Origin of the sequence: Nocardioides bizhenqiangii, assembly GCF_034661235.1 — a bacterium.
Lineage (GTDB): Bacteria > Actinomycetota > Actinomycetes > Propionibacteriales > Nocardioidaceae > Nocardioides > Nocardioides bizhenqiangii.
In genome coordinates, this window is sequence record NZ_CP141059.1 from 168,319 (window position 1) to 190,148 (window position 21,830).

The window sequence follows — 21,830 nt, forward strand, 5'->3', positions numbered from 1 at the left end:
GCTGTGACCGAGGGCACGTCGCCAGGGGAGTGACAGCGACGGATCAGGCGTGGCTAAGGTAAGGCTTACCTAATCTGTCTCGGAGGAACCCGCCGTGTACCCGCCCCCACTGCACCACGTCTTCCATCCCGCGAACGCCGACCACTACGCGGCGACGATCGGCGCCGGCCTCGAGCACCTGCTGGCCGCACTCGGCCGGGTGTCCGGCCCGGCCGCCGGCACCGGCGTCGTCGAGGCGGGAGCGCGGGTCGCCGCGGTCGACCTCGACGTCCCGCTGGGGACCACGGCGGAGGCGCTCGACGAGCTGTCGCGCGTCTGGCTCGACGACGCGGTGTGGTTCCACGAGCCCACCTACGCCGCGCACCTCAACTGCCCGGTCGTCGTACCGGCACTGCTCGCCGAGCTGTTCGTCGCCTCGGTGAACAGCTCGCTCGACACCTTCGACCAGAGCGTCGGCGGCACCTTCGTCGAGCGCCGCCTCGTCGAGTGGACGGCCGGCCGGATCGGCTTCGGCCCGGCGGCCGACGGCGTCTTCACCAGCGGTGGCTCGCAGTCGAACCTCCAGGCCCTGATGCTGGCCCGGGGCAGCCTCGACCGGGAGCCGCTGGGGCGGTTGCGGATCCTCGCCTCGGCCGACAGCCACTTCTCCGTCCGGAAGTCCGCGCGGCTGCTGGGTCTCGGCGAGGACAGCGTGGTGTGCGTGCCGACCGACTCCCGGCACCGGATGGACCCGGTCGCGCTCGACCGCTCGCTGGCGGCGTGCACCGCGCTCGGCCTCAGGCCGATGGCGATCGTCGCGACGGCAGGCACGACCGACTTCGGCGCGATCGACCCGCTGCCCGAGATCGCCGACCTGGCCCGCGCCTACGAGACCTGGCTGCACGTCGACGCGGCGTACGGCGGTGGCCTGCTGGTGTCGCCGCGCCGCCGGCACCGGCTGGCGGGCATCGACCGGGCGGACTCGGTGACCGTCGACTACCACAAGACGTTCTTCCAGCCGGTGTCCTCCAGCGCCCTGGTCGTGCGCGACCGGGCGCTGCTGGCGCCGGTCGCCTGGCACGCCGACTACCTCAACCCGCGCGATCCCGCCGGCGCGGCCGGCTCGCCCAACCAGGTCGACAAGAGCCTGCAGACGACCCGGCGGTTCGACGCCCTCAAGCTCTGGCTCACCCTGCGGATGATGGGTCCCGACACGATCGGGGAGTACGTCGACGCGGTGGTCGACCTCGCCCGCGACGTCTTCATCGCCGTGAGCAACGAGCCCGACCTCGAGCTCGCCGCGCGGCCGGAGCTCAGCACGCTGGTCTTCCGCTACGTCCCGCCCGGCCTCGACCGGCTCGACCAGCGCGAGCGCGAGGCCGCGATCGCGACCCTCAACAACGACATTCGGGCGGCCCTCTACCGGTCGGGTCGGGCGATGGTCGCCGCGACGAAGGTCGACGGGCGCCAGTTCCTCAAGCTCACGCTGCTCAACCCGCTGGCGACCGTCGGCGACATCGTCGGCGTGATCGACCTGGTGCGGGAGACCGGTGCTTCGTTGGTCGAGCCTGTCGGGACCCTGGAGGCGGTCCGGTGAAGGTCCACGACTTCGTCGCCGTCGGGCTGGGTCCGTTCAACCTCGGCCTGGCCTGCCTGACCGATCCACTGCGAACCACGGACGGTATGTCCGGGGTGTTCCTGGAGGCCCGGGACCGCTTCGACTGGCACCCGGGCATGCTGCTGGACGACGCGACCCTGCAGGTCCCGTTCCTCGCGGACCTGGTGACGATGGCCGACCCGACGTCACGCTGGTCGTTCCTCAACTACCTCAAGCGGTCCGGCAACCTCTATCCGTTCTACATCCGGGAGAGCTTCTACCCCCTCCGCCGGGAGTACGACGACTACTGCCGGTGGGCGGCCGAGCGGCTCGACAACGTGCGGTTCGGGCAGCGGGTCACCGCGGTCGAGCACGACGGCTCGGCGTACGTCGTCCGCAGCGCGACCGGGGAGACCTGGCGCAGCAAGCGCCTGGTGCTCGGGATCGGTTCCTCGCCGCGCATCCCGACGGCGCTCGGGCCGCTGCTCGGCGCACCGGACGTCACGCACTCGTCGGACTACCTCGAGCGCAAGCCCGCCCTCCAGCAGCTGCGCACGATCACGATCGTCGGCAGCGGCCAGAGCGCCGCGGAGATCTACCACGACCTGCTGGCCGACGCGCCTGCGCACGGCTACGAGCTGGTCTGGCTGACCCGGAGCCCGCGGTTCTTCCCGATGGAGTACACCAAGCTCACGCTCGAGATGACGTCGCCGGAGTACGGCGCCTACCACCGGGCGTTGCCGCTCGAGACCCGCGACCGGCTGAGCCGCGAGCAGCGGCACCTGTTCAAGGGCATCAGCGGCGACCTGGTCGACGCGATCTTCGACCTGCACTACCAGCAGCGCGTCACCGGCGACGGCCCGCGGACGACGCTGCTCACCAACACCGAGGTGCGTGCCGCGCGCACCTTGGGAGCGAGCCACGAGCTCGACCTGCTGCACGTCGAGACGGGTGAGGAGTTCGGGCTGAGCACGGACGGGCTGGTGCTGGCGACGGGTTACGCCCCGACGACCCCGGCCTTCCTCGACGGCGTGCGCGACCGGATCCGTTTCGACGAGCGGGGACGCTACGACGTCGCCGCCGACTACTCCGTCGACGTCTGCGGCGGCGAGATCTTCGTCCAGAACGCCGAGGAGCACACGCACTCGCTGCTGGCGCCGGACCTGGGCATGGGCGCCTACCGCAACTCGGTGATCATCGCGGCGATGCTCGGCCGCGAGGTCTACCCCGTCGAGAAGCGGATCGCCGTGCAGACCTTCGGGGTACCAGACCACCTGCGCCGCTCGCCCGTGCCCGCCGGAGCCGGCCGATGAAGTTGACCATCGAGCCGCTCGACTTCGAGCGCGACTGCCGGCTGCTGCACGCATGGGTGACCCATCCGCGCTCCGCGTTCTGGATGATGCAGGACGCGACGCTGGACGACGTACGACGCGAGTACGGCGCCATCGTCGCCGACCCGCACCACGACGTGTTCCTCGGCCGCGCCGACGGCCGTCCGGCCTTCCTCGTCGAGACCTACGACCCCGGTCGCTCCCCGCTCGCCGATCTCCCGGAGTTCCGGCCCGGTGACCTCGGCATGCACGTGCTGGTCGGTCCGCCGGAAGGCGGGCCGCTCCCGGGCTTCACCACGCAGGTCTTCGCGGCTGTGCTCGAGCACTGCTTCGCCGACCCCGCCGTCCGCCGGGTCGTGGTCGAGCCCGACGTCGACAACGCGGCGATCCGGGTCAAGAACGTCGCCGCCGGCTTCGTCGAGCTGCGCGAGGTGGCGGTGCCGGGCAAGACCGCGATGCTCTCGGTGTGCACGCGCGAGGCCTACGAGCTGGCGACCGGCGCCACCGCACCTCACCTGACGCCGGCGCTGATGGAGCGGGCGCACCGGCACCTGGTGGCCAAGGCCATCGGCGAGTACGCCCACGAGCGGCTGGTCACGCCCGAGCCCGACGAGTCGCGACCGGGCTGGTGGTCCCTGACGGCGGGGACGTCGTCGTACTCCTTCAGCGCGCGGGTGCACCCTCTCGAGCACTGGGTCGTCGACGCGGACTCGATCGATCCGGCACCGGACGCCCAGGCGTTCGTCGCCGAGCTGGCGCCGGCGCTGGGGATCCCCGACCAGCTGCTGCCGACCTACCTCGAGGAGATCGCCTCGACGCTCGCCGCGGCGGCGTGGAAGCTGCGGCACCGCCGGATCCCGGTTGCCGAGCTGGTCGACGCCGACTACCAGACCATCGAGGCGGCAATGACCGAGGGCCACCCGGCCTTCGTCGCCAACAACGGCCGGATCGGGTTCGGTCTCGACGACTACCAGGCCTTCGCGCCCGAGACCGGCGAGCCGGTGCGGCTGCACTGGCTGGCGGCCCGGCGCGCCGTCACCCGGCTGACCCTGGGCGCCGGCCGGACCGAGGAGGAGCTGTACGACGGCGAGCTCGCCCGGTCGACCCGCGAGCGGTTCCATGCCCGGCTGCGCGGTCTCGGGCTCGACCCGGCCGACTACCTGTTCCTCCCCGTGCACCCGTGGCAGTGGGTCAACAAGCTGGCCGTTACCTTCGCCCCCGACCTGGCACGCCGCGACCTGGTGCACCTCGGTGCCGGCGACGACGAGCACCGTCCGCAGCAGTCGATCCGGACCTTCTTCAACCAGAGCCGGCCGGAACGGCACTACGTGAAGACGGCGCTGGCGATCCAGAACATGGGGTTCCTGCGCGGGCTGTCGCCGGCCTACATGGAGGCGACGCCCGCCATCAACGACTGGGTGGCGGCGACCGTCGAGGCGGACCCGGAGCTGCGGTCGACCGGGTTCACCGTGCTGCGGGAGCTGGCGGCGATCGGCTACACGGGTGACGCGTTCCACCGCCATGCCGGGCCGTCGCCGTACCGGAAGCTGGTCGCGGCCCTGTGGCGGGAGAGCCCGGTCCCGCAGCTGGGAGCCGGCGAGCGGCCGGCCACGATGGCGTCGCTGTTGCACCGCGACGCCGACGGCGACGCGCTGGTGACGGCGCTGATCAAGGCGTCGCCGGTCGACGCGGCTACCTGGGTCAGGGGCTATCTCCGTGCCTATCTGCGGCCGCTGGTGCACTGCCTCTACGCCTACGACCTCGCCTTCATGCCGCACGGGGAGAACCTGGTGCTGGTGCTGCGCGACCACGTGCCGGTGCGGGCGCTGATGAAGGACATCGGCGAGGAGGTGGCGGTGATGGGCTCGCTCCCGTTGCCGCCCGAGGTGGAGCGGATCCGCGGTGCGTTCCCCGACGACGTGAAGGCGTTGGCGATCCACACCGACGTGTTCGACGGGGTGCTGCGGTTCGTCGGCGCGATCCTCGCCGAGGACGGCGTCCTGGGCTCGGATGAGTTCTGGGGGCTGGTGCGCGCGACGATCGAGGAGCACCTCGCGGACCATCCGGAGCTCGCCGACGCGGCCGCGCACTACGACCTGCTGCGACCGAGCTTCCGGCACAGCTGTCTCAACCGGCTGCAGCTCCGCAACACGCTGCAGATGGTGGACCTGGCCGACCAGGCCGAGTCGCTGATCTTCGCCGGCACCCTGGCCAACCCGGTGGCCCGGCGGTGACGGTCGCGATCCGGCCCGTCGATCCCGCCGCCGACTCGCCGTTGCTGCACGGGTGGGTCACCGAGGAGCGCGCGGCGTTCTGGGGGATGACCGACTGCGACGAGGACCGGGTCCGGGAGATCTACAGCTACATCGACGAGCAGGAGCACCTCGCGGCGTACCTCTTCCTGGTCGACGGCACCCCGGTCGGGCTGCTGCAGACCTACGACCCCGAGGTCGACGAGATCGGGGAGTGGTACGACCGGCGGCCGGGGGACGTGGGCGTCCACCTGTTGCTCGCGGCCGACGAGGCACGCGCCGGTCGCACCGAGGAGATCGTCGCCGCGGGGCTGATGTTCGTCTTCGCCCTGGCCCGTTGCCGGCGGCTGGTGTTCGAGCCGGACGCCCGCAACGCCGCCTCGTTGGCGATGATGGCGCGGATCGGCGCTGTGCGCGGCCCGCTGGTCGACATGAGGACAAGCATCGCCGCGAAGCCGGCGCAGTTCTTCTTCCTCGAACGGGACCAGATGTAGCCGAAAGGATGAATCAGGCGGCGGTGCGCCGCGCTCCTCCTTGTGTCCCTCAATCGACGACACCCAGGAGTCACTCGTGGCGAGCAACCGCACCCTTCTGTCCATCATCGGCAGCCTCAACCCGGCTGCGTACGACGCCCTGTTCCCGCACGGACCCGTGATCTCCCAGGGCATCCGCTTCGGCAGGTCGCTCGCCCAGCTCGCGTTCGTGGCCGACAAGCTCGACGTGGCAGTGCGGCCGATGGCGCAGTGGACCGACCCCGGTGACTTCCGCGACGACCTGGGTGACGACTCCGCGATCGCCGCGCTCGTCGCCAAGCTCCTCCAGGGTGGCGTACCCGCGCCTGACGACGAGCCGAAGCCGCACTACCGCAACGAGCTCCTCGCCGGCGTCGCGCTCGGCATCGCGTCCGCAGGCGCGCTGGTCGACAGGAACCCGTTCCTCAGCGAGGTGTTCGACGCCGTCGTCGGTGGCATCACCGACGTCCGCAGCACCCGCAGCGCCGCGGCCTGAGAAGGACGCGCAAGCATCCTCGGCCGGCGGGCCCTCCCTCCTTCCATCCCGCCGGCCGAGGAGATCGTCCTCGGTTGCGGTGCGGTTCCCCGGGCCCTGCCCGGGCGCGGGGAGGTCTGGGGTGCTCGTTGTGGTTGCGGCCGCAAGGGGATGACGGGTGGTGGCGGCAGGTGCGCGGCTTGCGGCTTCAGGACCGGCTTCGGGACCGGTGTGGGCATGCCTTTGGCCCCGCCGGGTGGCGGGGTGCGGGGCGGGGTCGCTAGTCCTCGGGCGGTGGTGTGGCGGTGAGTTGGTGGGTGCCGGTGGGGTCGACCAGGTAGGTCCCGGTGGGCAGGGTCCAGTGGTAGGTGCCGGGGCTGAGCATCCGGTAGGTCGCTTGGCCCGAGGTTTTGTACCGGTGGTGGCCGCGGCAGGCCGGGGAGAGGTTGCAGGCGCAGGTCGTCCCGCCGCCGGCGTGTGGGGTGATGTGGTCGATCGCAGGCTTCGGCGGGTTGGGTGCAGTAGGGGAAGCCGCAGTGGTGGTCGCGTTCGGTGACCTGGCGGCGGATCCGGTCGGGGATCTCATAGGAGTCGACCGGTTGGTGGCCGGCGAGGTCGACCACCGGCCGCACGATCACAGTGGTGTGGGGGGTGTTGAGCCATTCCTTGACCTGCTCCACCGAGATGGGGGTGCGGGTGTTGCCGAACCGGCCCACGGTCTGGTCGGTGGCGGAGAGGTGGAGGGTGAGCTCGGTCTTCCGGCCGGGAATGGTCCGGGTGATCTCTCCGGTGTCGGGGTCGGCGACCTCGAGGTCGAGGACCAGGTCCTCCCGGGCGATCTCCCCGAGTGCTTTGGCCCGCCGGACGTCGAGGGTGTCGGTGTCGCCGAGTTGGCCGGCGAGCTGGGCGCGGCGGGCGATGGCGTGTTCGAGGTCGAGGGCATCCGCGGCGTCCAGGGTGCCGGAGAGGTCGGCGGTGCCGTTGTAGCCGACCCGGTCCAGGCCGGTGTGGACGTGCCGGTGGTCCCGGGACTCCCGGCGCCGTTCTTCGGCGGCATCGGGGTCGTAGCGGACCAGGGCTTCCTCGACCAGCCGGTCGACCTGCGCCCAGGTCACCCCGTGCGCGAACGGTGCCAGGTGATTGTCGACGAACCCGACAGCGTCCTGCGGTAGGAGTCGGGTGGCGTCGGCGACCCGCAGTGCTTTCCACACCGGGACCTGGCCGTCGAGGAGGCGGGTCCAGGTCTTGGGGAGGCGGTGGGCGAGCTCGAGGACCTGGCCGACGTAGTTGCGCCCCGAGTCCAACGACCGCCCCAACAACGCGGAGAGCTCCATCACCGCGAAGTCGGAGATCAGGGGTGCGCCGGGTCCGGCCAGCGGGAGCCCGGTGTCCAGACCCCGCTCGGTCAACGTCGCCACATCCGCCGCGTCCTCAGCAACGACATGCTCGGCAGCCCATTCGGCGATCTCGCGGACGGTGGCGATCTCCTGATCGGCAATGACCGTGCGGCGCTGCTTGATGCTGGCCAGCAGCGCCTGGGACCGGGTGCGGACCGCGGGTTCGGCGACCTGGGTCACCACTGGGGCGGTGAGGTCGAAGAGGGGTGCGGTCCCGAGATCCATGAGGCCTATTCAACCCCGACCCTCCGACACAACGAAACGTTCAGAACCCGCCTGTGGACAGGCGATCCGCCGTTCGGCGCCTGTGGATGGTAGGTGGTTCGGGTGCCTTGGTTTCGAGGCTCCTAGCTGCGCTCGTCGCACCTCAACCAGCGGCCACGGCCTACCCACCGTGAGCCGGCCGCGGCGCGCAACCAACAGCCCCCTCCTCCCCTCCCAAGCCTTTCGGTCGCAACCCCTGCGGACCGCAACGAAGGCTCTGGCGCTCATAGGTCCAAGGGGTCTCGAGACGGTCACAGCGCGACCTCCTCGACCAGCGGCGCTTCCGAACCCACCGTGAGCCGGCCGCGGCCCGCAACCAGCGGCCCTCCGCTCCCGTCCAAAGCCATTTCGGTCGCAACCCCCGCGGACCGCAACGAAGGGCTCATAGGTCGAAGGGGTCTCGAGACGGTCACAGCGCGACCTCCTCGACCACCGATCGCTCGTCACGACGAGCAGCCGTCCGCTCGCCGTCCAAGCCCGTCGGTCGCAACGACGCACGGCCCGCAACCTGCCGGCATGGGCCGCAACCAACGACGCGGCTCACAAACCGACCCAGGGATCCTCGCGCGCCCACACGGTGGGGAAGTGCAGGCTGACGCCGTCCTCCTCCGCCAGCGGCAGGAGGACCCGCATGGTCGCGTCGAGGTCGTCGCCGAAGTAGGGCAGGGCGCGGAGCGGCCGGTCGAGCGGGCGGAAGAAGTCGTCCCAGTGGATGAGGACGACACGGCGCGCGCCGATGGCGCGCACTGTGTGCTCCCAATAGGCCCGGATGTAGGTCTCGTCCTGCTTGCCGAGCTGGCCGACGCCGAGGTACGCGACCTCGGCCCGGAGGCCGGTGAGCGCGCCCTCGACGTACCCGGCGCTGCCCTGGATCAGCAGCCGATGGCTGCTCGCGTGCTCGACGAGGATGCTCCACGCCTCGCCGCACTTGTAGGCGCCGACCTTGGCCGGAGGGACGACGGGCTCGGTGATCGCGCCGGGGAACCGGTCGGGCGGACAGTGCTCGGACGCGATGAACGTGAGCGAGAAGGCGCCCTGCTGCACCTCGTCGCCGCTGTCGACGACCCGGATCCGGTCGTCGGGCAGGTCGCCGCCACGCCCGATGTTGGCCGTCGACTCCCCGCCGACGAGTCGCGCGCCGGTCAGGTCCGCGACGACGGCGCTGTCGAGCGCGTGGTCGTAGTGACTGTGCACGGGCGCGACTGCGCGCACCCGGGTGGCGCCGGCTCGAGTCAGGCACTCCTCGATCCGCCGCCGATCGGGTTCGACCCGGCGCAGACCCACCGACAACAGACCCGGCCGCGAGAAGAACCCGTCGGTCAGTAGCTGCGTCTCCCCGTCGTCGACCAGCAGCGTCGCCACCCCGAGGAACTGCACCGACATCGGCCCCTCAGCGGCCGGCACGTCGAAGCGGTCGGCGTACGGCTCCAGACGGGGCCGACCGAGCGGCGCTCGCGGATGGACGGGCAGGCGCACCCCGCGACCGTAGACGACGGAGGACGAAGCGCGCACAAAACAAATTCCAAGAAAACTCCCTGGACGTGTCGAAATCCGGCTGGTCGGATCGGCGCAGGGGTGACAGGGCACCGAACCCGGGCCCACCGACACAGGGAGAAACGATCATGGGATCCATCAAGTCCGGCCTCTTCATCTCACTCGACGGCGTCATCGAGTCGCCCGAGACCTGGCACTTCGACTACTGGAGCGACGAGATGGGCGCGGCCGTCGGGGAGCTGATGAGCGACTCCGACGCCACGCTGCTCGGGCGGCAGACCTACGAGGAGTTCGCGTCGTACTGGCCCGACGCCGACCCCGATGACCCGATCACCGCGCAGATGAACGGCGCCAAGAAGTACGTCGTCTCCAGCTCGCTGAAGGAGGCGACCTGGGAGAACTCCACGGTCGTCAACGGCGACGTCGCGGCCGAGTTGGCCGCGCTCAAGGAGAACGCCAAGCTCGGCACCACGGGCAGCGCCACCCTCGTCCGCTGGATGCTCGAGCAGGGCCTCGTCGACGAGCTGCACCTGCTGGTGCACCCGGTCGTGGTCGGCAAGGGCAAGAAGCTCTTCGAGGACGGCGCCAAGGTGCCGCTCCAGCTCAAGTCGTCCACCCAGTTCGACAGCGGCGTGCTGCACCTCGTCTACGTGCCGGCTGGAGAATGATCCGCATGCGCTACATGGTGATGCACTACCAGACCCAGGACATGGAGGACGGCGTCAAGCCGTCGCCCGAGCAGCAAGCCGAGATCGGCGCCTACATGCAGGAGGCCGCCCAGGCCGGGGTGTTCCTGACGGGTGAGGGCGTGCACGGGAGCTCGCAGGGCGCCCGGGTCGAGGTCGCCGACGGCGACGTCCGGGTGATCGACGGCCCGTTCGCCGAGGCCAAGGAGCTGATCGCCGGCTTCGCGATCCTCGAGGTCGACTCGCTCGCCGAGGCGATCGAGCACGCGCGGAAGTTCGCGTTGCTCGTGGGCACCCACCGGGTCGACGTCCGCCGTGTCATCGAGTACGCCGACCTTGCCTGATGGTCCTGACGCCACGGTCGCCGCACTGTGGCGCGTGGAGTCCGCGCGCGTCATCGCCCGGCTGACCCGCATCGTCGGCGACGTCGACACCGCGGAGGAGCTGGCCCAGGACGCCTTCGCCACAGCACTCGAGAAGTGGCGTGGTGAGGGCGTCCCGGCCAACCCCGCCGCCTGGCTGCACAAGACCGCGCACTTCCTGGCCGTGGACCGGGTGCGGCGGCGGGACACCCAGCGCAGCAAGTACCGGGAGGTCGCGGCTCGGGAACCGGCCGCGGTCGAGCTCGACCTCGACGCGGACCTGGCCGACGACCTGCTCGGCCTGATCTTCATGGTCTGCCACCCGATCCTGGCTCCGGACGCCCGGTCGGCACTGATCCTCAAGCTGGTCTGCGGCCTGTCGACCGACGAGGTCGCCCGCGCCTTCCTCGCGCCGGAGACCACCGTCGCGCAGCGGATCGTGCGGGCGAAGAAGACGCTGTCGGCGGCGGGGATCCGCTTCGAGCTGCCGCCGGAGAACGAGCGGCCGGCGCGCCTCGACGCCGTCCGGGAGGTCGTCTACCTCCTCTTCAACGAGGGCCACACGGCGACCAGCGGCGACCAGCTCGTGCGCCACGACCTGGCGGCGGAGGCGCTCCGGCTCGGCCGGATGCTCGCGGCCCTCGCCCCGCGCGACCCCGAGACCCTCGGGCTGCTCGCGCTGATGGAGCTGCAGGCGTCGCGGCTGGCGGCGCGCACGGCGGCGGACGGCTCCGCCGTGCTCCTCATGGACCAGGACCGGTCCCGCTGGGACCAGCTCCTGATTCGCCGCGGGCTGGCCCTGCTCGACCAGGTCGACGCCCTCGGCGGCAACGCCGGCGCTTATGCGCTCCAGGCGGCGATCGCCGCCTGCCACGCCCGCGCCCGCACCCCCGAGGAGACCGACTGGCAGCGGATCACCGCGCTGTACGACGGGCTCGCCCAGATCAGCCCGTCCCCGGTGGTCGACCTCAACCGCGCCGTGGCGACGGCACAGGCGTTCGGTCCCGAGGCCGGGCTGGCGATCGTGCGTCAGCTCCAGGAGCTCGCCAGCATGCGGAGCTACCACCTGCTGCCCGCGGTCGCCGGCGATCTGCTGTGCCGGTCGGGCGACCACGTCGCCGCCCGCGAGGAGTTCCTCCGCGCCGCGTCGCTCACCAGGAACAACCAGGAGCGCAGCACCCTGCAGGGCCGGGCGGCGGACTGCGCCGCGGGTCACGCCTAGAGCAACGCCACGACCGCTGCCGGGTCCTCGATGTGCGGGTTGTGGCCGAGACCCTCGAACGTGACGACGTCGACGCCGAGACCCGCGTAGTTGTCCGTCCGGACGAACTGGTCCTCCGAGCCACGGCCGAGCGTGACCGGGCAGGACACCCTGGCCAGCAGGGCAGGCATGTCCGGTACCCCGAAGTCGAAGGTGCCCATGTCCTGGGCGATCCGCCAGCCCGGCTCAGGGGCGTCGACCTCGACGACGCCCGCCTCGTGCTCGGGCGCCGAGGGGTCGCCGAGCCCACGCAGCCCGGACGCCATCAGGTAGCGCTCGATCGCCTCCTCCCGTGTCGCGAACACCCGGGCCGGCTTCTGCGACTGCCCCCGCATGCCCTCCACCTGGTCCGGCGGCCACCAGGTCTTGATCGAGAACCCCACGACGCGGCGGACGCCGGGGTGGGAGCCCGCCATCGCGAGCGCCACCATGCCGCCCATCGAGTGGCCGAGCAGCACCAGGTCGCGGTCGGCCGGGAGCGCCTCGGCGACCAGTGCCGCCTGCGCGTCGAAGGTGTACGACGCCGCGCGGGGCGACCGTCCGTGACCCGGCAGGTCGGGCGTCAGCCACCCACCAGGCCACCGCTCGGGCAGGAGCGCCTCGACGCCGCGCCACAGCTCCGCCGTACCGCCGAGCCCGTGGAGGAGCACGAGGAGGGGGCCGTCGTCGCTGCCGCCGGTCCGATGCCAGATCACGGGCGTCAGGTTACGCAGGCGTGGGTGAGTGAGGCGGTGAGACGTGTGAGGGCGTGAGGACAAGTTGACCAAGGGGACGCCGCCACGCGCGACGACGTGAAACGACCGGCATCCACGATCAGTGCATTCGATGGCCACCATGCCCTCAGCACAGGAGCACCACATGACTCTCACCTCACCTCCGGGCAGCGTCGACACCGCTGCTCCCACCAAGGGGCACCGCACCGGCCGCTGGATCAAGGACTGGCGTCCCGAGGACAAGGAGTTCTGGACCGAGACGGGTGCCCCGATCGCCAAGCGCAACCTGATCTGGTCCATCTTCGCCGAGCACCTCGGATTCTCGGTCTGGCTCATCTGGAGCGTCAGCTCGGCGTTCCTGCTGGCCATGGGCTTCCAGTTCTCCGTCGAGCAGCTGTTCTTCCTCGTCGCGATCCCCAACCTGGTCGGCTCCCTGCTCCGGGTGCCCTACACCTTGGCGGTGCCGAAGTTCGGCGGCCGCAACTGGACGATGGTCAGCGCCGCTCTGCTGCTGGTCCCGACGCTCGGCTTCGCCTATGCGGTGACCAACCCTGACACGCCGTACTGGGCCTTCTGCCTGATCGCCGCGACGGCCGGCTTCGGTGGCGGAAACTTCGCGAGCTCGATGGCGAACATCAACTTCTTCTACCCCGCTGACAAGAAGGGGGCCGCGCTCGGCCTCAACGCCGCCGGCGGCAACCTGGGCGTCTCCCTGATCCAGTTCTTCCTGCCGATCATCGTCGGCGGCGCCGGCATCTTCGGCCTGGTCAAGGCCAGCGAGGGTGGCATCCACCTCGAGCGAGCAGCGTGGGTCTACGCCGGCCTCGCGGTCGCCGCCACGGTCGCGGCGTACTTCTTCATGGACAACCTCGAGAGTGCGAAGTCGAACCCGCGCGAGCAGCTGTCGGTGCTGAAGGAGAAGCAGACCTGGATCATGTCGTTCCTCTACATCGGGACGTTCGGCTCGTTCATCGGCTACTCGGCCGCGATGCCGCTGCTGATCAAGGTCAACTTCTGGCGCCAGCCGCTGCCGTCGATCACCGGCATCGGCATCAACTTCGCCTTCTACGCGTTCCTCGGCGCCCTCGTCGGCTCGATGGCCCGTCCGCTCGGCGGCTACCTCGCCGACAAGTACGGCGGCGCTCGGATCACGCTCTTCGCGTTCTGCGGCATGATCCTCAGCACCCTGACCGTGCTGTTCACGCTCAGCAAACTGACCGTGCTGCCCCCGCCGCCCGCTCCTGACGCGGTCGCCGAGATCGCGAAGGACCCGGCCGGGTTCCAGTTCCCCGAGGCAGTGGTCACGGCGATCGACGCCAACAAGGACGTCTTCCCGTGGTTCCTCGCAGCCTTCTTGATGGTGTTCGTGTTCAGCGGCATCGGCAACGGGTCGACCTACAAGATGATCCCCGCGATCTTCCGCAAGGACGCCCTCCGCGACACCGACCCCGACTCCCCGGAGCGCGAGCTCGCCCTGCACAGCCAGGCGAAGAAGGCCTCGGCCGCGATCGGCATCATCGGTGCGGTGGGCGCGATCGGCGGCTTCCTCATCCCGATCACGTTCAACAGCCCCTGGGTCACCGAGCCGTTGGCCGCGACCAAGAACGCGTTCTGGATCTTCACGGCCTTCTACGTGGTCTGCGCGATCGTCACCTGGGCGGTCTACATCCGCAAGCGGAAGGGTGCGAATGCCGACGCCGGATACGTGGGCGTCTGAGTCCTGAGGCGTACCAGAAGTGCCGGTGGCGCGGTCCGTGTGGGCCGCGCCACAGGCGTCCCCCCCGCTCGGGTGTGAGGCCGTGAGAAGTAGTTGACCTTTCGGTCGCGGTCTCCGGACCACCCGTGAAACCGACCCGAAGTGCAATGGACACATGACCGCCGACGAGGGAGCGAGGGCGAGCGCATGACGCACACCCATTGCCCCTACTGCAGCCTGCAGTGCGGCATGACCCTGCAGAAGAAGGGTCGTGCCGGGCTGGAGGTGCTGCCCTGGGCGGAGTTCCCGGTCAACGAGGGGGCTCTCTGCCGCAAGGGCTGGACGGCGGGGGAGCTGCGCGGGCACCGCGAGCGGCTCACGACCCCGATGATCAAGGACCGGGCGACCGGCGAGCTCCGCGCCGCCGGGTGGGACGAGGCGCTCGACCTGGTCGCCTGGAAGATCACCGACCTGCAGGCGTCGTACGGCGCCGACAGCGTGGCCGTCTTCGGCGGCGGCGGTCTCACCAACGAGAAGGCCTACCAGCTCGGCAAGTTCGCCCGGGTCGCGCTGCGCACCAGCCAGATCGACTACAACGGCCGCTGGTGCATGTCGTCGGCCGCGAGCGCCGGCAACCAGGCGTTCGGCGTCGACCGCGGCCTGCCGTTCCCCCTGGCCGACGTCGAGCAGGCCGACGTCGTCGTCCTCGTCGGCTCCAACCTGGCCGAGACGATGCCGCCGGCCGCCCGTCACCTCGACCGGCTCCGTGAGCGCGGCGGCAAGCTCGTCGTCATCGACCCGCGCCGGACCGCCACCGCCGACCGAGCCGACCTCTTCCTGCAGCCGGTCCCCGGCACCGACCTCGCGCTGGCACAAGGCGCGCTGCACCTGATCGACGCGGCCGGCGCCGTCGACGAGGAGTACGTCGCCACCCGCACCACCGGCTGGGAACCGGTCCGCCGTTCGGTCGCCGCGTGGTGGCCGGAGCGGGTCGAGCGGGTGACCGGCGTGGCCACGTCCGAGCTCCGGGAGCTCGTCGACCTGCTGGCGACCCACGACAAGGTCATGATCCTCACCGCGCGCGGCGCGGAGCAGCACAGCCAGGGCACCGCCACCGTGCTCGGCTGGATCAACGTCGCCCTCGCCCTGGGGTTGCCGGGCAAGCCGCACGCCGGCTACGGATGCCTCACCGGCCAGGGCAACGGACAGGGTGGCCGGGAGCACGGCCAGAAGGCCGACCAGCTCCCCGGCTACCGGATGATCGACGACCCGGCCGCCCGCGAGCACGTCGCCCGGGTCTGGGGCGTGACACCCGAGTCGCTGCCCGGGAAGGGCGTGTCGGCCTACGAGCTGCTGGACTCGCTGGGTGACGGCGGCGGACCCCGGGCGCTGCTGGTGTTCGGCAGCAACATCGTCGTCTCGGCTCCGCGCGCGACCCACATCACCCAGCGGCTGGAGTCGCTCGACCTGCTCGTGGTCTGCGACATGGTGATGAGCGAGACCGCCGCGCTCGCGGACGTCGTACTCCCGATCACGCAGTGGGCCGAGGAGTCCGGCACCATGACCAACCTCGAGGGCCGGGTGATCCTGCGCGAGCAGGCCGTCGAGCCTCCGAAGGGCGTGCGGAGCGACCTCGACGTGATCGCCGGCCTGGCCGACCGGCTCGGCTCGCCGGTGCCGTTCGGCACCGACGTCGAGGAGATCTTCGCCGAGCTCGGCCGTGCCTCGGCCGGCGGCAAGGCCGACTACAGCGGCATCACCTACGACCGGATCCGTGACGAGCGAGGCGTGTTCTGGCCGTGCCCGGCCCCCTCGACAGGCTCGGGGAGCGAGGCGCTGCACCCCGGCACCCCGCGGATGTTCGGCGACGGATTCCCGACCCCGGACGGCCGCGCTCGGTTCCTCCCCGTCGAGCACGCCGGGCCGGCGGAGCCGACCGACGCGACGTACGACGTCCACCTGACGACGGGTCGCGTCCTCGCGCAGTACCAGTCCGGCGCCCAGACCCGGCGGGTCCGGTCGCTGCCGGACAGCGGGCCGTTCGTCGAGATGCACCCGATGCTCGCGCAGCGGATCGGCGCCCGCGACGGCGATCCGGTCCTCGTCCGCACCCGACGCGGGGAGATGAAGGCACCGGCCAAGGTCGTCACGACGATCCGTCCCGACACCGTCTTCGTGCCCTTCCACTGGGTCGGCGCCAACCGGCTCACCAACGACGCGCTCGACCCGTCCAGCCGGATGCCGGAGTTCAAGGTCTGCGCTGCGGCGGTGACGGCATGACCGCCACCCGCCTCGTCGTCGTCGGCAACGGGATGGCGGCGACCCGCCTGGTCGAGGAGCTGGTTGCGCGCGGCGCGGTCTCGAACCCTTCGACAGGCTCAGGGAGCGGGGGGAGCGAAGGCTGGACGATCACGGTGCTCGGCGACGAGCCGCACCCGCCGTACAACCGGATCCTGCTGTCCGCGGTGCTCGAGGGGACCCACCGGCCGGAGGCGCTGACCCTCCGCGGCGAGGAGTGGTACGCCGAGCACGGCATCGACCTCCGCCTCGGCGCGCGGGTCCTCGAGATCGAGAGAGATCTCAAGGACGTGATGCTCGTCGACGGCACGATCATCGAGTACGACGTGCTGGTGCTCGCGACCGGCAGCATCCCGACGCTGCCCCCGATCCGCGGCCTGGTGAGGATGGACGGCTCGCTGCACGAGTCGGTCCACGCCTTCCGCTCCCTCGACGACTGCGACCGGCTGCTCGCCGCCCTCAAGGCCGGACCGCGCCGCGCGGTGGTCGTGGGCGGCGGCCTCCTGGGCCTCCAGGTGGCCCGGGCCCTCGGAGCCCGCGGCATCGACACCGAGGTCGTCGAGGGCGGCGACCACCTGCTGCACCAGCAGCTCGGCGCGGCTGCCGGCCGAATGCTCGCCCGCGACCTCAAGCGGCTCGGCGTCGCGGTCTACACCGGCGCCCGCGCGGTGCGGATGGCGGACACCGACGACGGCGCGGTCGCGCTGCGCCTCGACACCGGGTTCACCCTCGACACCGACCTGGTCGTCCTCACCGCCGGCGGCCGTCCGTCGACGGCGCTGGCCCGCCGCGCCGGACTCGAGGTACGGCGCGGGATCGTCGTCGACGACCGCCTGGCGAGCGTCACCGACCCCGACATCCACGCCCTCGGCGACTGCGTCGAGCACTCCGGCCGGGTGACCGGCTTCGTGCCGCCCGCCTGGGAGCAGGCCGGCGTCCTCGCCGGCGTCCTCACCGAGGAGCCGGTGAAGTACGACGGCAGCCGGACCGTCGCCCGGCTGCGGGCCACCGGCCTGGACGTCGCCGTCCTCGGCGACCCCGAGCGCGAGGTGGCCAACGGCGGGGAGGTCGTCGAGATGTCCAACCCGGTCCGCGGCTCGCACCGCAAGCTCGTGGTCCGCGACGGCCGGATCGTCGCGGGCGCCCTGGTCGGCGACCTCAACCGGATCGGCCTGATCACCCAGCACTACGACCGGCAGACCGTGCTCGGGCCGACCGAGCCCGGCGATCTGCTCCTGGTCGAGCGCTCGTCCCAGCCCCTGCAGCTCCCCGACGACGCGGAGGTCTGCAACTGCGCCGGCGTCACCGTCGCCGCCGTCCGCGCGTGCTCGTCCTTCGAGGACGCCCGGACCCAGACGCGCGCGACCACCGGATGCGGTGGTTGCGCCTCGACCGTGCGCCAGATCCTGGCCGGGCGGTCGAGCTTCACCCCGGAAGGAATTCACTAGCGATGCCAGCACCGCACCTCCGCAAGCAGCTCGTCGTGGTCGGCCACGGCATGGTCGGTCACCGGTTCGTCGAGTCCGCGATCTCGCGCGGGCTCACCGAGACCTACGACATCACCGTCCTCGGCGAGGAACCGCGCCCGGCGTACGACCGGGTCGCGCTGACGTCGTACTTCGAAGTGGGCGCCGAGGCGCTGAGCTACCTCCCGTCCGGGCGGTACGACGACCCGCGGGTGCAGCTGCGCACCAGCGCCGAGGTCGTGGCGATCTCGCCCCGGCACCGGATCGTCACCCTCGCCACCGGTGAGGACCTCCACTACGACGAGCTGGTGCTCGCCACCGGCGCTGCGCCGTTCGTGCCGCCGGTGCCCGGCCACGACCTCGACGGCTGCTTCGTCTACCGCACCATCGAGGACCTCGAGGCGATCCGGGACGCGTCGAGGAGGGCGAAGGTCGGCGCCGTCATCGGCGGCGGTCTGCTCGGCCTCGAGGCCGCCAACGCGCTGCACCAGCTCGGGATCGAGACCCACGTCGTCGAGCTCGCGCCGCGGCTGATGGCGGTCCAGATCGACGACATGGGCGGCCGGACGCTCAACCGTCACATCGGCGGTCTCGGCCTCACCGTGCACACCGGCGCCATGACCGAGGCGGTGCTGGGCGACAAGAAGGGCCGGGTCGACCGGCTCGCGCTCAAGGACCGCAACCCGCTCGACGTCGACATCGTCGTCTTCTCCGCCGGCATCCGGCCGCGGGACGCGCTCGCGCGCGCCGCCGGCCTCGACGTCGCCGACCGCGGAGGCGTGCTGGTCGACGGGACGCTGCGCAGCTCCGACGAGCACATCTGGGCGATCGGCGAGTGCGCCGCGGTCGAGGGCCGGATGTACGGCCTGGTGGCTCCCGGCTACGAGATGGCCGAGATCGTCGTCGACCGCCTGCTCGAGGGCGGCGGCGAGTTCAGCGGCGCCGACATGTCCACGAAGCTCAAGCTGCTCGGCGTCGACGTCGCCTCGTTCGGCGACGCGCACGGCGAGACCGAGGGCTCGCTCGAGCTGACCTACCAGGACGCCGTCTCGGGCGTCTACAAGAAGCTGGTCGTCAGCGAGGATGGCAAACGACTCCTCGGCGGCGTGCTCGTGGGCGACGCGACGGCGTACGGAATCCTCCGCCCGATGGTGGCGTCGGGGATGGAGCTGCCGGAGAACCCGGAGGAGCTGATCCTCCCGGCCGGCCGCGGCGGCGTGGACATGGAGCTGCCCGACGACATGCAGGTGTGCTCCTGCAACGACGTCACCAAGGCACAGATCAAGGAAGCGGTCGCTGAAGAGGCCACGCTCAACGACGGCGGCCCGTGCGTCGACGCAGCGTGCGTCACCACCCACACCCGCGCCGGCTCGACCTGCGGCTCGTGCAAGCCGGTCGTCAAGAAGATCGTCGAGGACTACTTCGCTGCGACCGGCAAGGAGGTCGACAAGTCCCTCTGCCAGCACTTCAGGATGACCCGCCAGGAGCTCTTCGACGTCGTCGCGATCCACGGCTACACGCGGTTCGACGACATCGTCGAGGGTCACGGCACCGGCCGCGGGTGCGACATCTGCAAGCCGGCGGTCGCCTCGATCCTCGCCAGCCTGCTCAACCACCACGTCCTCGAACCGGGCAACCGGCAGCTGCAGGACACCAACGACGCCTACCTCGCCAACATCCAGCGCAACGGCACCTACTCGGTGGTGCCGCGGGTGCCCGGCGGCGAGATCACGCCGGAGAAGCTGATCGCCATCGGCGAGGTGGCCCGTGACTTCGGGCTCTACACGAAGATCACCGGCGGCCAGCGGATCGACCTCTTCGGCGCCCGGATGGAGGACCTGCCGGCCATCTGGAAGCGTCTCGTCGACGCCGGCATGGAGTCCGGCCACGCCTACGGCAAGGCGCTGCGGACCGTTAAGTCGTGCGTCGGCTCGACCTGGTGCCGGTACGGCGTGCAGGACTCGGTCGGTCTCGCGATCGAGCTCGAGCTCCGCTACCGGGGCCTGCGCTCGCCGCACAAGCTGAAGGGCGGCGTCTCCGGCTGCGCCCGTGAGTGTGCGGAGGCGCGGTCCAAGGACTTCGGGGTCATCGCCACGGAGAAGGGCTGGAACCTCTACGTCTGCGGCAATGGCGGCGCCATCCCTGCGCACGCCCAGCTGCTGGCCGGCGATCTCGACAAGGACACCCTGATCGCCTACCTCGACCGGTTCCTCATGTACTACATCCGCACCGCCGACCGGCTGCAGCGGACGGCTTCGTGGATGGACTCGATCGACGGCGGGCTCGAGCGGATCCGCGAGGTGGTCGTCGACGACGTGCTCGGTCTCGGCGCCGAGCTCGAGGCGTCGATGGACAAGCACGTCGAGTCCTACTTCGACGAGTGGAAGGCCACCATCGAGGACCCGGAGAAGATGGCCCGGTTCGTGTCCTTCGTGAACGCGCCGGGCGTGCCGGACCCCAACATCTCCTTCCGCGACGAGCGCGGCCAGATCGCTCCCGAGGACAGCGACGGTCCGGTGTCCCTCGGCTCCACGATCCCGGTCGGGACGCCCGCATGAGCACCGAGCAGGCGATCTGCCGTCTGGAGCAGATCGACCGGGAGGGCGGGGTGACCGCGCTGGTCGCGGGCGAGGCGGTCGCGGTGTTCCGGACCCACGAGGACCGGGTGTTCGCGCTGTCGAACTTCGACCCGTTCGGCAAGGCGTCCGTTCTCGCCCGTGGCATCGTCGGCACCAGGACGGTGTCCGGGGAGGAGGTGCCGTTCGTGGCGAGCCCGCTGCTCAAGCAGGCGTTCGACCTCCGGACCGGCGTGTGTCTCGACGACCCCTCGGTCGCCGTACCCACCTTCGAGGTCCGTGTTGACGGCGATGTGGTCCTCGTCGGCCCCCGGCGGGGGACAATCGACTCGTGACCGACCTTCCTCTGTCCGGGTTCCGGATCGGAGTGACCGCTGCGCGTCGCGCCGAGGAGCAGATCGCGCTCCTGGAGCGGCGCGGTGCGACGGTGATCCACGCGCCGGCGCTGTCGGTCGACCCCAACCGGATCGACGAGGTCGCCCTGCTCGCGGCGACCAAGGACGTGTTGTCGGCGCCGGTCGACATCTTCCTGGCGACCACCGGCATCGGCATGAAGTCCTGGCTGACCGCCGCCGATCGCTGGGGCCTGCTCGACGACCTGGTCGCGCACCTCGCGAAGTCGGAGATCCTGGCGCGCGGACCCAAGAGCGTCGGGGCGCTGCGGCGGTTCGGGCTCCGTGAGCTGTGGGCACCGGAGTCCGAGGAGTTCGAGGACGTGCTGGCGCACCTGCGCGGCCGCGACCTCGCCGGCCTGCGGATCGTGGTGCAGGAGCACGGCCAGTCGCTGTCGATGGCCGCGCACGCGCTGCGCCGGCTCGGCGCCGAGGTCACGACCGTGACCGTCTACCGGGTCGACGCGGCCGACGACCTCGAGCCGATGTTCGGGTTGGTCGAGGAGGTGGTGGAAGGCGGCGTCGACGCCGTCACCTTCACGGCCGCGCCCGCGGTCGCCGCGATGATGGAGGCTGCGGCGACGGCCGGGCACCGCGACGACGTGATCAGCGCCTTCCAGGCCGACGTGATCGCGTCCTGCGTGGGTCCGGTGACGGCCGCCGCGTTCGAGATGTGGGGCGTGCCGTCGATCTATCCCGAGCGGTCCCGGCTGGTGGCGATGGTCAAGCAGCTCGAGACCGAGCTGCCCTCCCGCGCCGGAGGCACCTCGCTCGAGGTCGCCGGGCACACCCTGCTCCTGCACGGCGACGACGTGCTGCTCGACGGCGTCGTCGTCAAGCTCTCCCCGGCCCCGATGGCCGTCCTGCAGGCGCTCCTCGTCAACCCCGGCACCGTCGTCTCGCGCCGGGACCTGCTCGCAGCCCTGCCCTCCGGCACCGCCGGCTCCGAGCACGCCGTCGAGATGGCGGTCGCCCGGCTCCGCGCCGCGCTCGGCACCCGCTGCGTCCAGACCGTCGTCAAGCGTGGCTACCGACTGGCGGTCACGACCTAGGCTTCTCGGTGGTCGAGTAGCCCGAGC

The 21,830-nt window shown here is 71.2% G+C and carries 16 protein-coding genes; 13 read left to right on the plus strand and 3 right to left on the minus strand.

The genetic code is table 11. The annotated features are described in order from the left end of the window. The first annotated feature begins 94 nt into the window (after positions 1–94). The 4 genes from SHK19_RS00810 to SHK19_RS00825 are packed head-to-tail and all read left to right on the plus strand — an operon-like array spanning position 95 to position 5,653. Positions 95–1,576: a pyridoxal phosphate-dependent decarboxylase family protein gene (locus SHK19_RS00810; protein WP_322454081.1), complete on the plus strand. Its 1,482-nt coding sequence runs from the start codon at positions 95–97 to the stop codon at positions 1,574–1,576. Then, entirely contained in the window at positions 1,573–2,889 is a 1,317-nt protein-coding gene (locus SHK19_RS00815; protein ID WP_322454080.1) for a lysine N(6)-hydroxylase/L-ornithine N(5)-oxygenase family protein, read from the plus strand. Before SHK19_RS00810 ends, SHK19_RS00815 begins: the two co-directional genes overlap by 4 nt. Next, complete coding sequence (locus SHK19_RS00820; RefSeq protein WP_322454079.1) at positions 2,886–5,141, plus strand: GNAT family N-acetyltransferase; 2,256 nt, start codon at positions 2,886–2,888, stop codon at positions 5,139–5,141. Before SHK19_RS00815 ends, SHK19_RS00820 begins: the two co-directional genes overlap by 4 nt. Continuing rightward, positions 5,138–5,653, plus strand: a complete 516-nt coding sequence (locus SHK19_RS00825; protein WP_322454078.1) for a GNAT family N-acetyltransferase — start codon at positions 5,138–5,140, stop codon at positions 5,651–5,653. Before SHK19_RS00820 ends, SHK19_RS00825 begins: the two co-directional genes overlap by 4 nt. 366 nt (positions 5,654–6,019) lie before the next feature. On the opposite strand, the gene SHK19_RS00830 is transcribed toward SHK19_RS00825, so the two are convergent. Together SHK19_RS00830 and SHK19_RS00835 are read right to left on the minus strand one after the other, a co-directional pair. Continuing rightward, on the minus strand, positions 6,020–7,768 hold the full coding sequence (locus SHK19_RS00830) for a 13E12 repeat family protein (protein ID WP_322937581.1): 1,749 nt from the start codon (positions 7,766–7,768) through the stop codon (positions 6,020–6,022). Positions 7,769–8,347: 579 nt separating this feature from the next. Continuing rightward, the gene (locus SHK19_RS00835) at positions 8,348–9,283 is read right to left on the minus strand and encodes an MBL fold metallo-hydrolase (protein ID WP_322457405.1); all 936 of its coding nucleotides are present in this window, start codon (positions 9,281–9,283) and stop codon (positions 8,348–8,350) included. Between the two features lie 146 nt (positions 9,284–9,429). On the opposite strand from SHK19_RS00835, the gene SHK19_RS00840 reads away from it, so the two are divergent. From SHK19_RS00840 to SHK19_RS00850, 3 genes are read left to right on the plus strand one after another with little or no spacing between them, the layout of a single operon-like run. Further along, positions 9,430–9,969, plus strand: coding sequence for a dihydrofolate reductase family protein (locus tag SHK19_RS00840; RefSeq protein WP_322457406.1), 540 nt, complete (start codon positions 9,430–9,432; stop codon positions 9,967–9,969). Positions 9,970–9,974: 5 nt separating this feature from the next. Further along, the gene (locus SHK19_RS00845) at positions 9,975–10,331 is read left to right on the plus strand and encodes a YciI family protein (RefSeq protein WP_322457407.1); all 357 of its coding nucleotides are present in this window, start codon (positions 9,975–9,977) and stop codon (positions 10,329–10,331) included. A gap of 34 nt (positions 10,332–10,365) precedes the next feature. After that, positions 10,366–11,571, plus strand: a complete 1,206-nt coding sequence (locus tag SHK19_RS00850) for an RNA polymerase sigma factor (protein ID WP_322937582.1) — start codon at positions 10,366–10,368, stop codon at positions 11,569–11,571. Here SHK19_RS00850 and SHK19_RS00855 read toward each other — a convergent pair. After that, a complete protein-coding gene (locus tag SHK19_RS00855) occupies positions 11,568–12,305 on the minus strand; it encodes an alpha/beta fold hydrolase (protein ID WP_322457409.1) in 738 nt (245 codons plus the stop codon). The genes SHK19_RS00850 and SHK19_RS00855 overlap by 4 nt on opposite strands. Positions 12,306–12,468: 163 nt before the next feature. Here SHK19_RS00855 and SHK19_RS00860 point away from each other — a divergent pair, with 163 nt between their 5' ends. The 6 genes from SHK19_RS00860 to SHK19_RS00885 all read left to right on the plus strand — a co-directional run bounded on the left by SHK19_RS00860 (position 12,469) and on the right by SHK19_RS00885 (position 21,803). Beyond that, positions 12,469–14,040, plus strand: coding sequence for a nitrate/nitrite transporter (locus tag SHK19_RS00860; protein WP_322457410.1), 1,572 nt, complete (start codon positions 12,469–12,471; stop codon positions 14,038–14,040). A gap of 186 nt (positions 14,041–14,226) precedes the next feature. Then, positions 14,227–16,299, plus strand: a complete 2,073-nt coding sequence (locus tag SHK19_RS00865; RefSeq protein WP_322457411.1) for a molybdopterin oxidoreductase family protein — start codon at positions 14,227–14,229, stop codon at positions 16,297–16,299. After that, positions 16,296–17,765 carry an FAD-dependent oxidoreductase gene (locus tag SHK19_RS00870; protein WP_322457412.1) on the plus strand — a complete coding sequence of 490 codons (1,470 nt, stop codon included), beginning with the start codon at positions 16,296–16,298 and terminating at the stop codon, positions 17,763–17,765. Before SHK19_RS00865 ends, SHK19_RS00870 begins: the two co-directional genes overlap by 4 nt. Before the next feature lie 2 nt (positions 17,766–17,767). Next, positions 17,768–20,341 carry a nitrite reductase large subunit NirB gene (gene nirB / locus SHK19_RS00875; protein ID WP_322457413.1) on the plus strand — a complete coding sequence of 858 codons (2,574 nt, stop codon included), beginning with the start codon at positions 17,768–17,770 and terminating at the stop codon, positions 20,339–20,341. Continuing rightward, on the plus strand, positions 20,338–20,694 hold the full coding sequence (nirD, locus tag SHK19_RS00880) for a nitrite reductase small subunit NirD (RefSeq protein ID WP_322457414.1): 357 nt from the start codon (positions 20,338–20,340) through the stop codon (positions 20,692–20,694). Before nirB ends, nirD begins: the two co-directional genes overlap by 4 nt. Continuing rightward, positions 20,691–21,803: a uroporphyrinogen-III synthase gene (locus tag SHK19_RS00885; protein ID WP_322457415.1), complete on the plus strand. Its 1,113-nt coding sequence runs from the start codon at positions 20,691–20,693 to the stop codon at positions 21,801–21,803. Before nirD ends, SHK19_RS00885 begins: the two co-directional genes overlap by 4 nt. Positions 21,804–21,830: the final 27 nt, after the last annotated feature.

Coding starts and splice junctions, on each gene's coding strand:
- SHK19_RS00820 (WP_322454079.1), top strand. CDS start 2,886: ATGAAGTTGACCATCGAGCCGCTCGACTTCGAGCGCGACTGCCGGCTG.
- SHK19_RS00830 (WP_322937581.1), bottom strand. CDS start 7,768: ATGGATCTCGGGACCGCACCCCTCTTCGACCTCACCGCCCCAGTGGTG.
- SHK19_RS00840 (WP_322457406.1), top strand. CDS start 9,430: ATGGGATCCATCAAGTCCGGCCTCTTCATCTCACTCGACGGCGTCATC.
- SHK19_RS00845 (WP_322457407.1), top strand. CDS start 9,975: ATGCGCTACATGGTGATGCACTACCAGACCCAGGACATGGAGGACGGC.
- SHK19_RS00860 (WP_322457410.1), top strand. CDS start 12,469: ATGACTCTCACCTCACCTCCGGGCAGCGTCGACACCGCTGCTCCCACC.
- SHK19_RS00865 (WP_322457411.1), top strand. CDS start 14,227: ATGACGCACACCCATTGCCCCTACTGCAGCCTGCAGTGCGGCATGACC.
- SHK19_RS00870 (WP_322457412.1), top strand. CDS start 16,296: ATGACCGCCACCCGCCTCGTCGTCGTCGGCAACGGGATGGCGGCGACC.
- nirB (WP_322457413.1), top strand. CDS start 17,768: ATGCCAGCACCGCACCTCCGCAAGCAGCTCGTCGTGGTCGGCCACGGC.
- nirD (WP_322457414.1), top strand. CDS start 20,338: ATGAGCACCGAGCAGGCGATCTGCCGTCTGGAGCAGATCGACCGGGAG.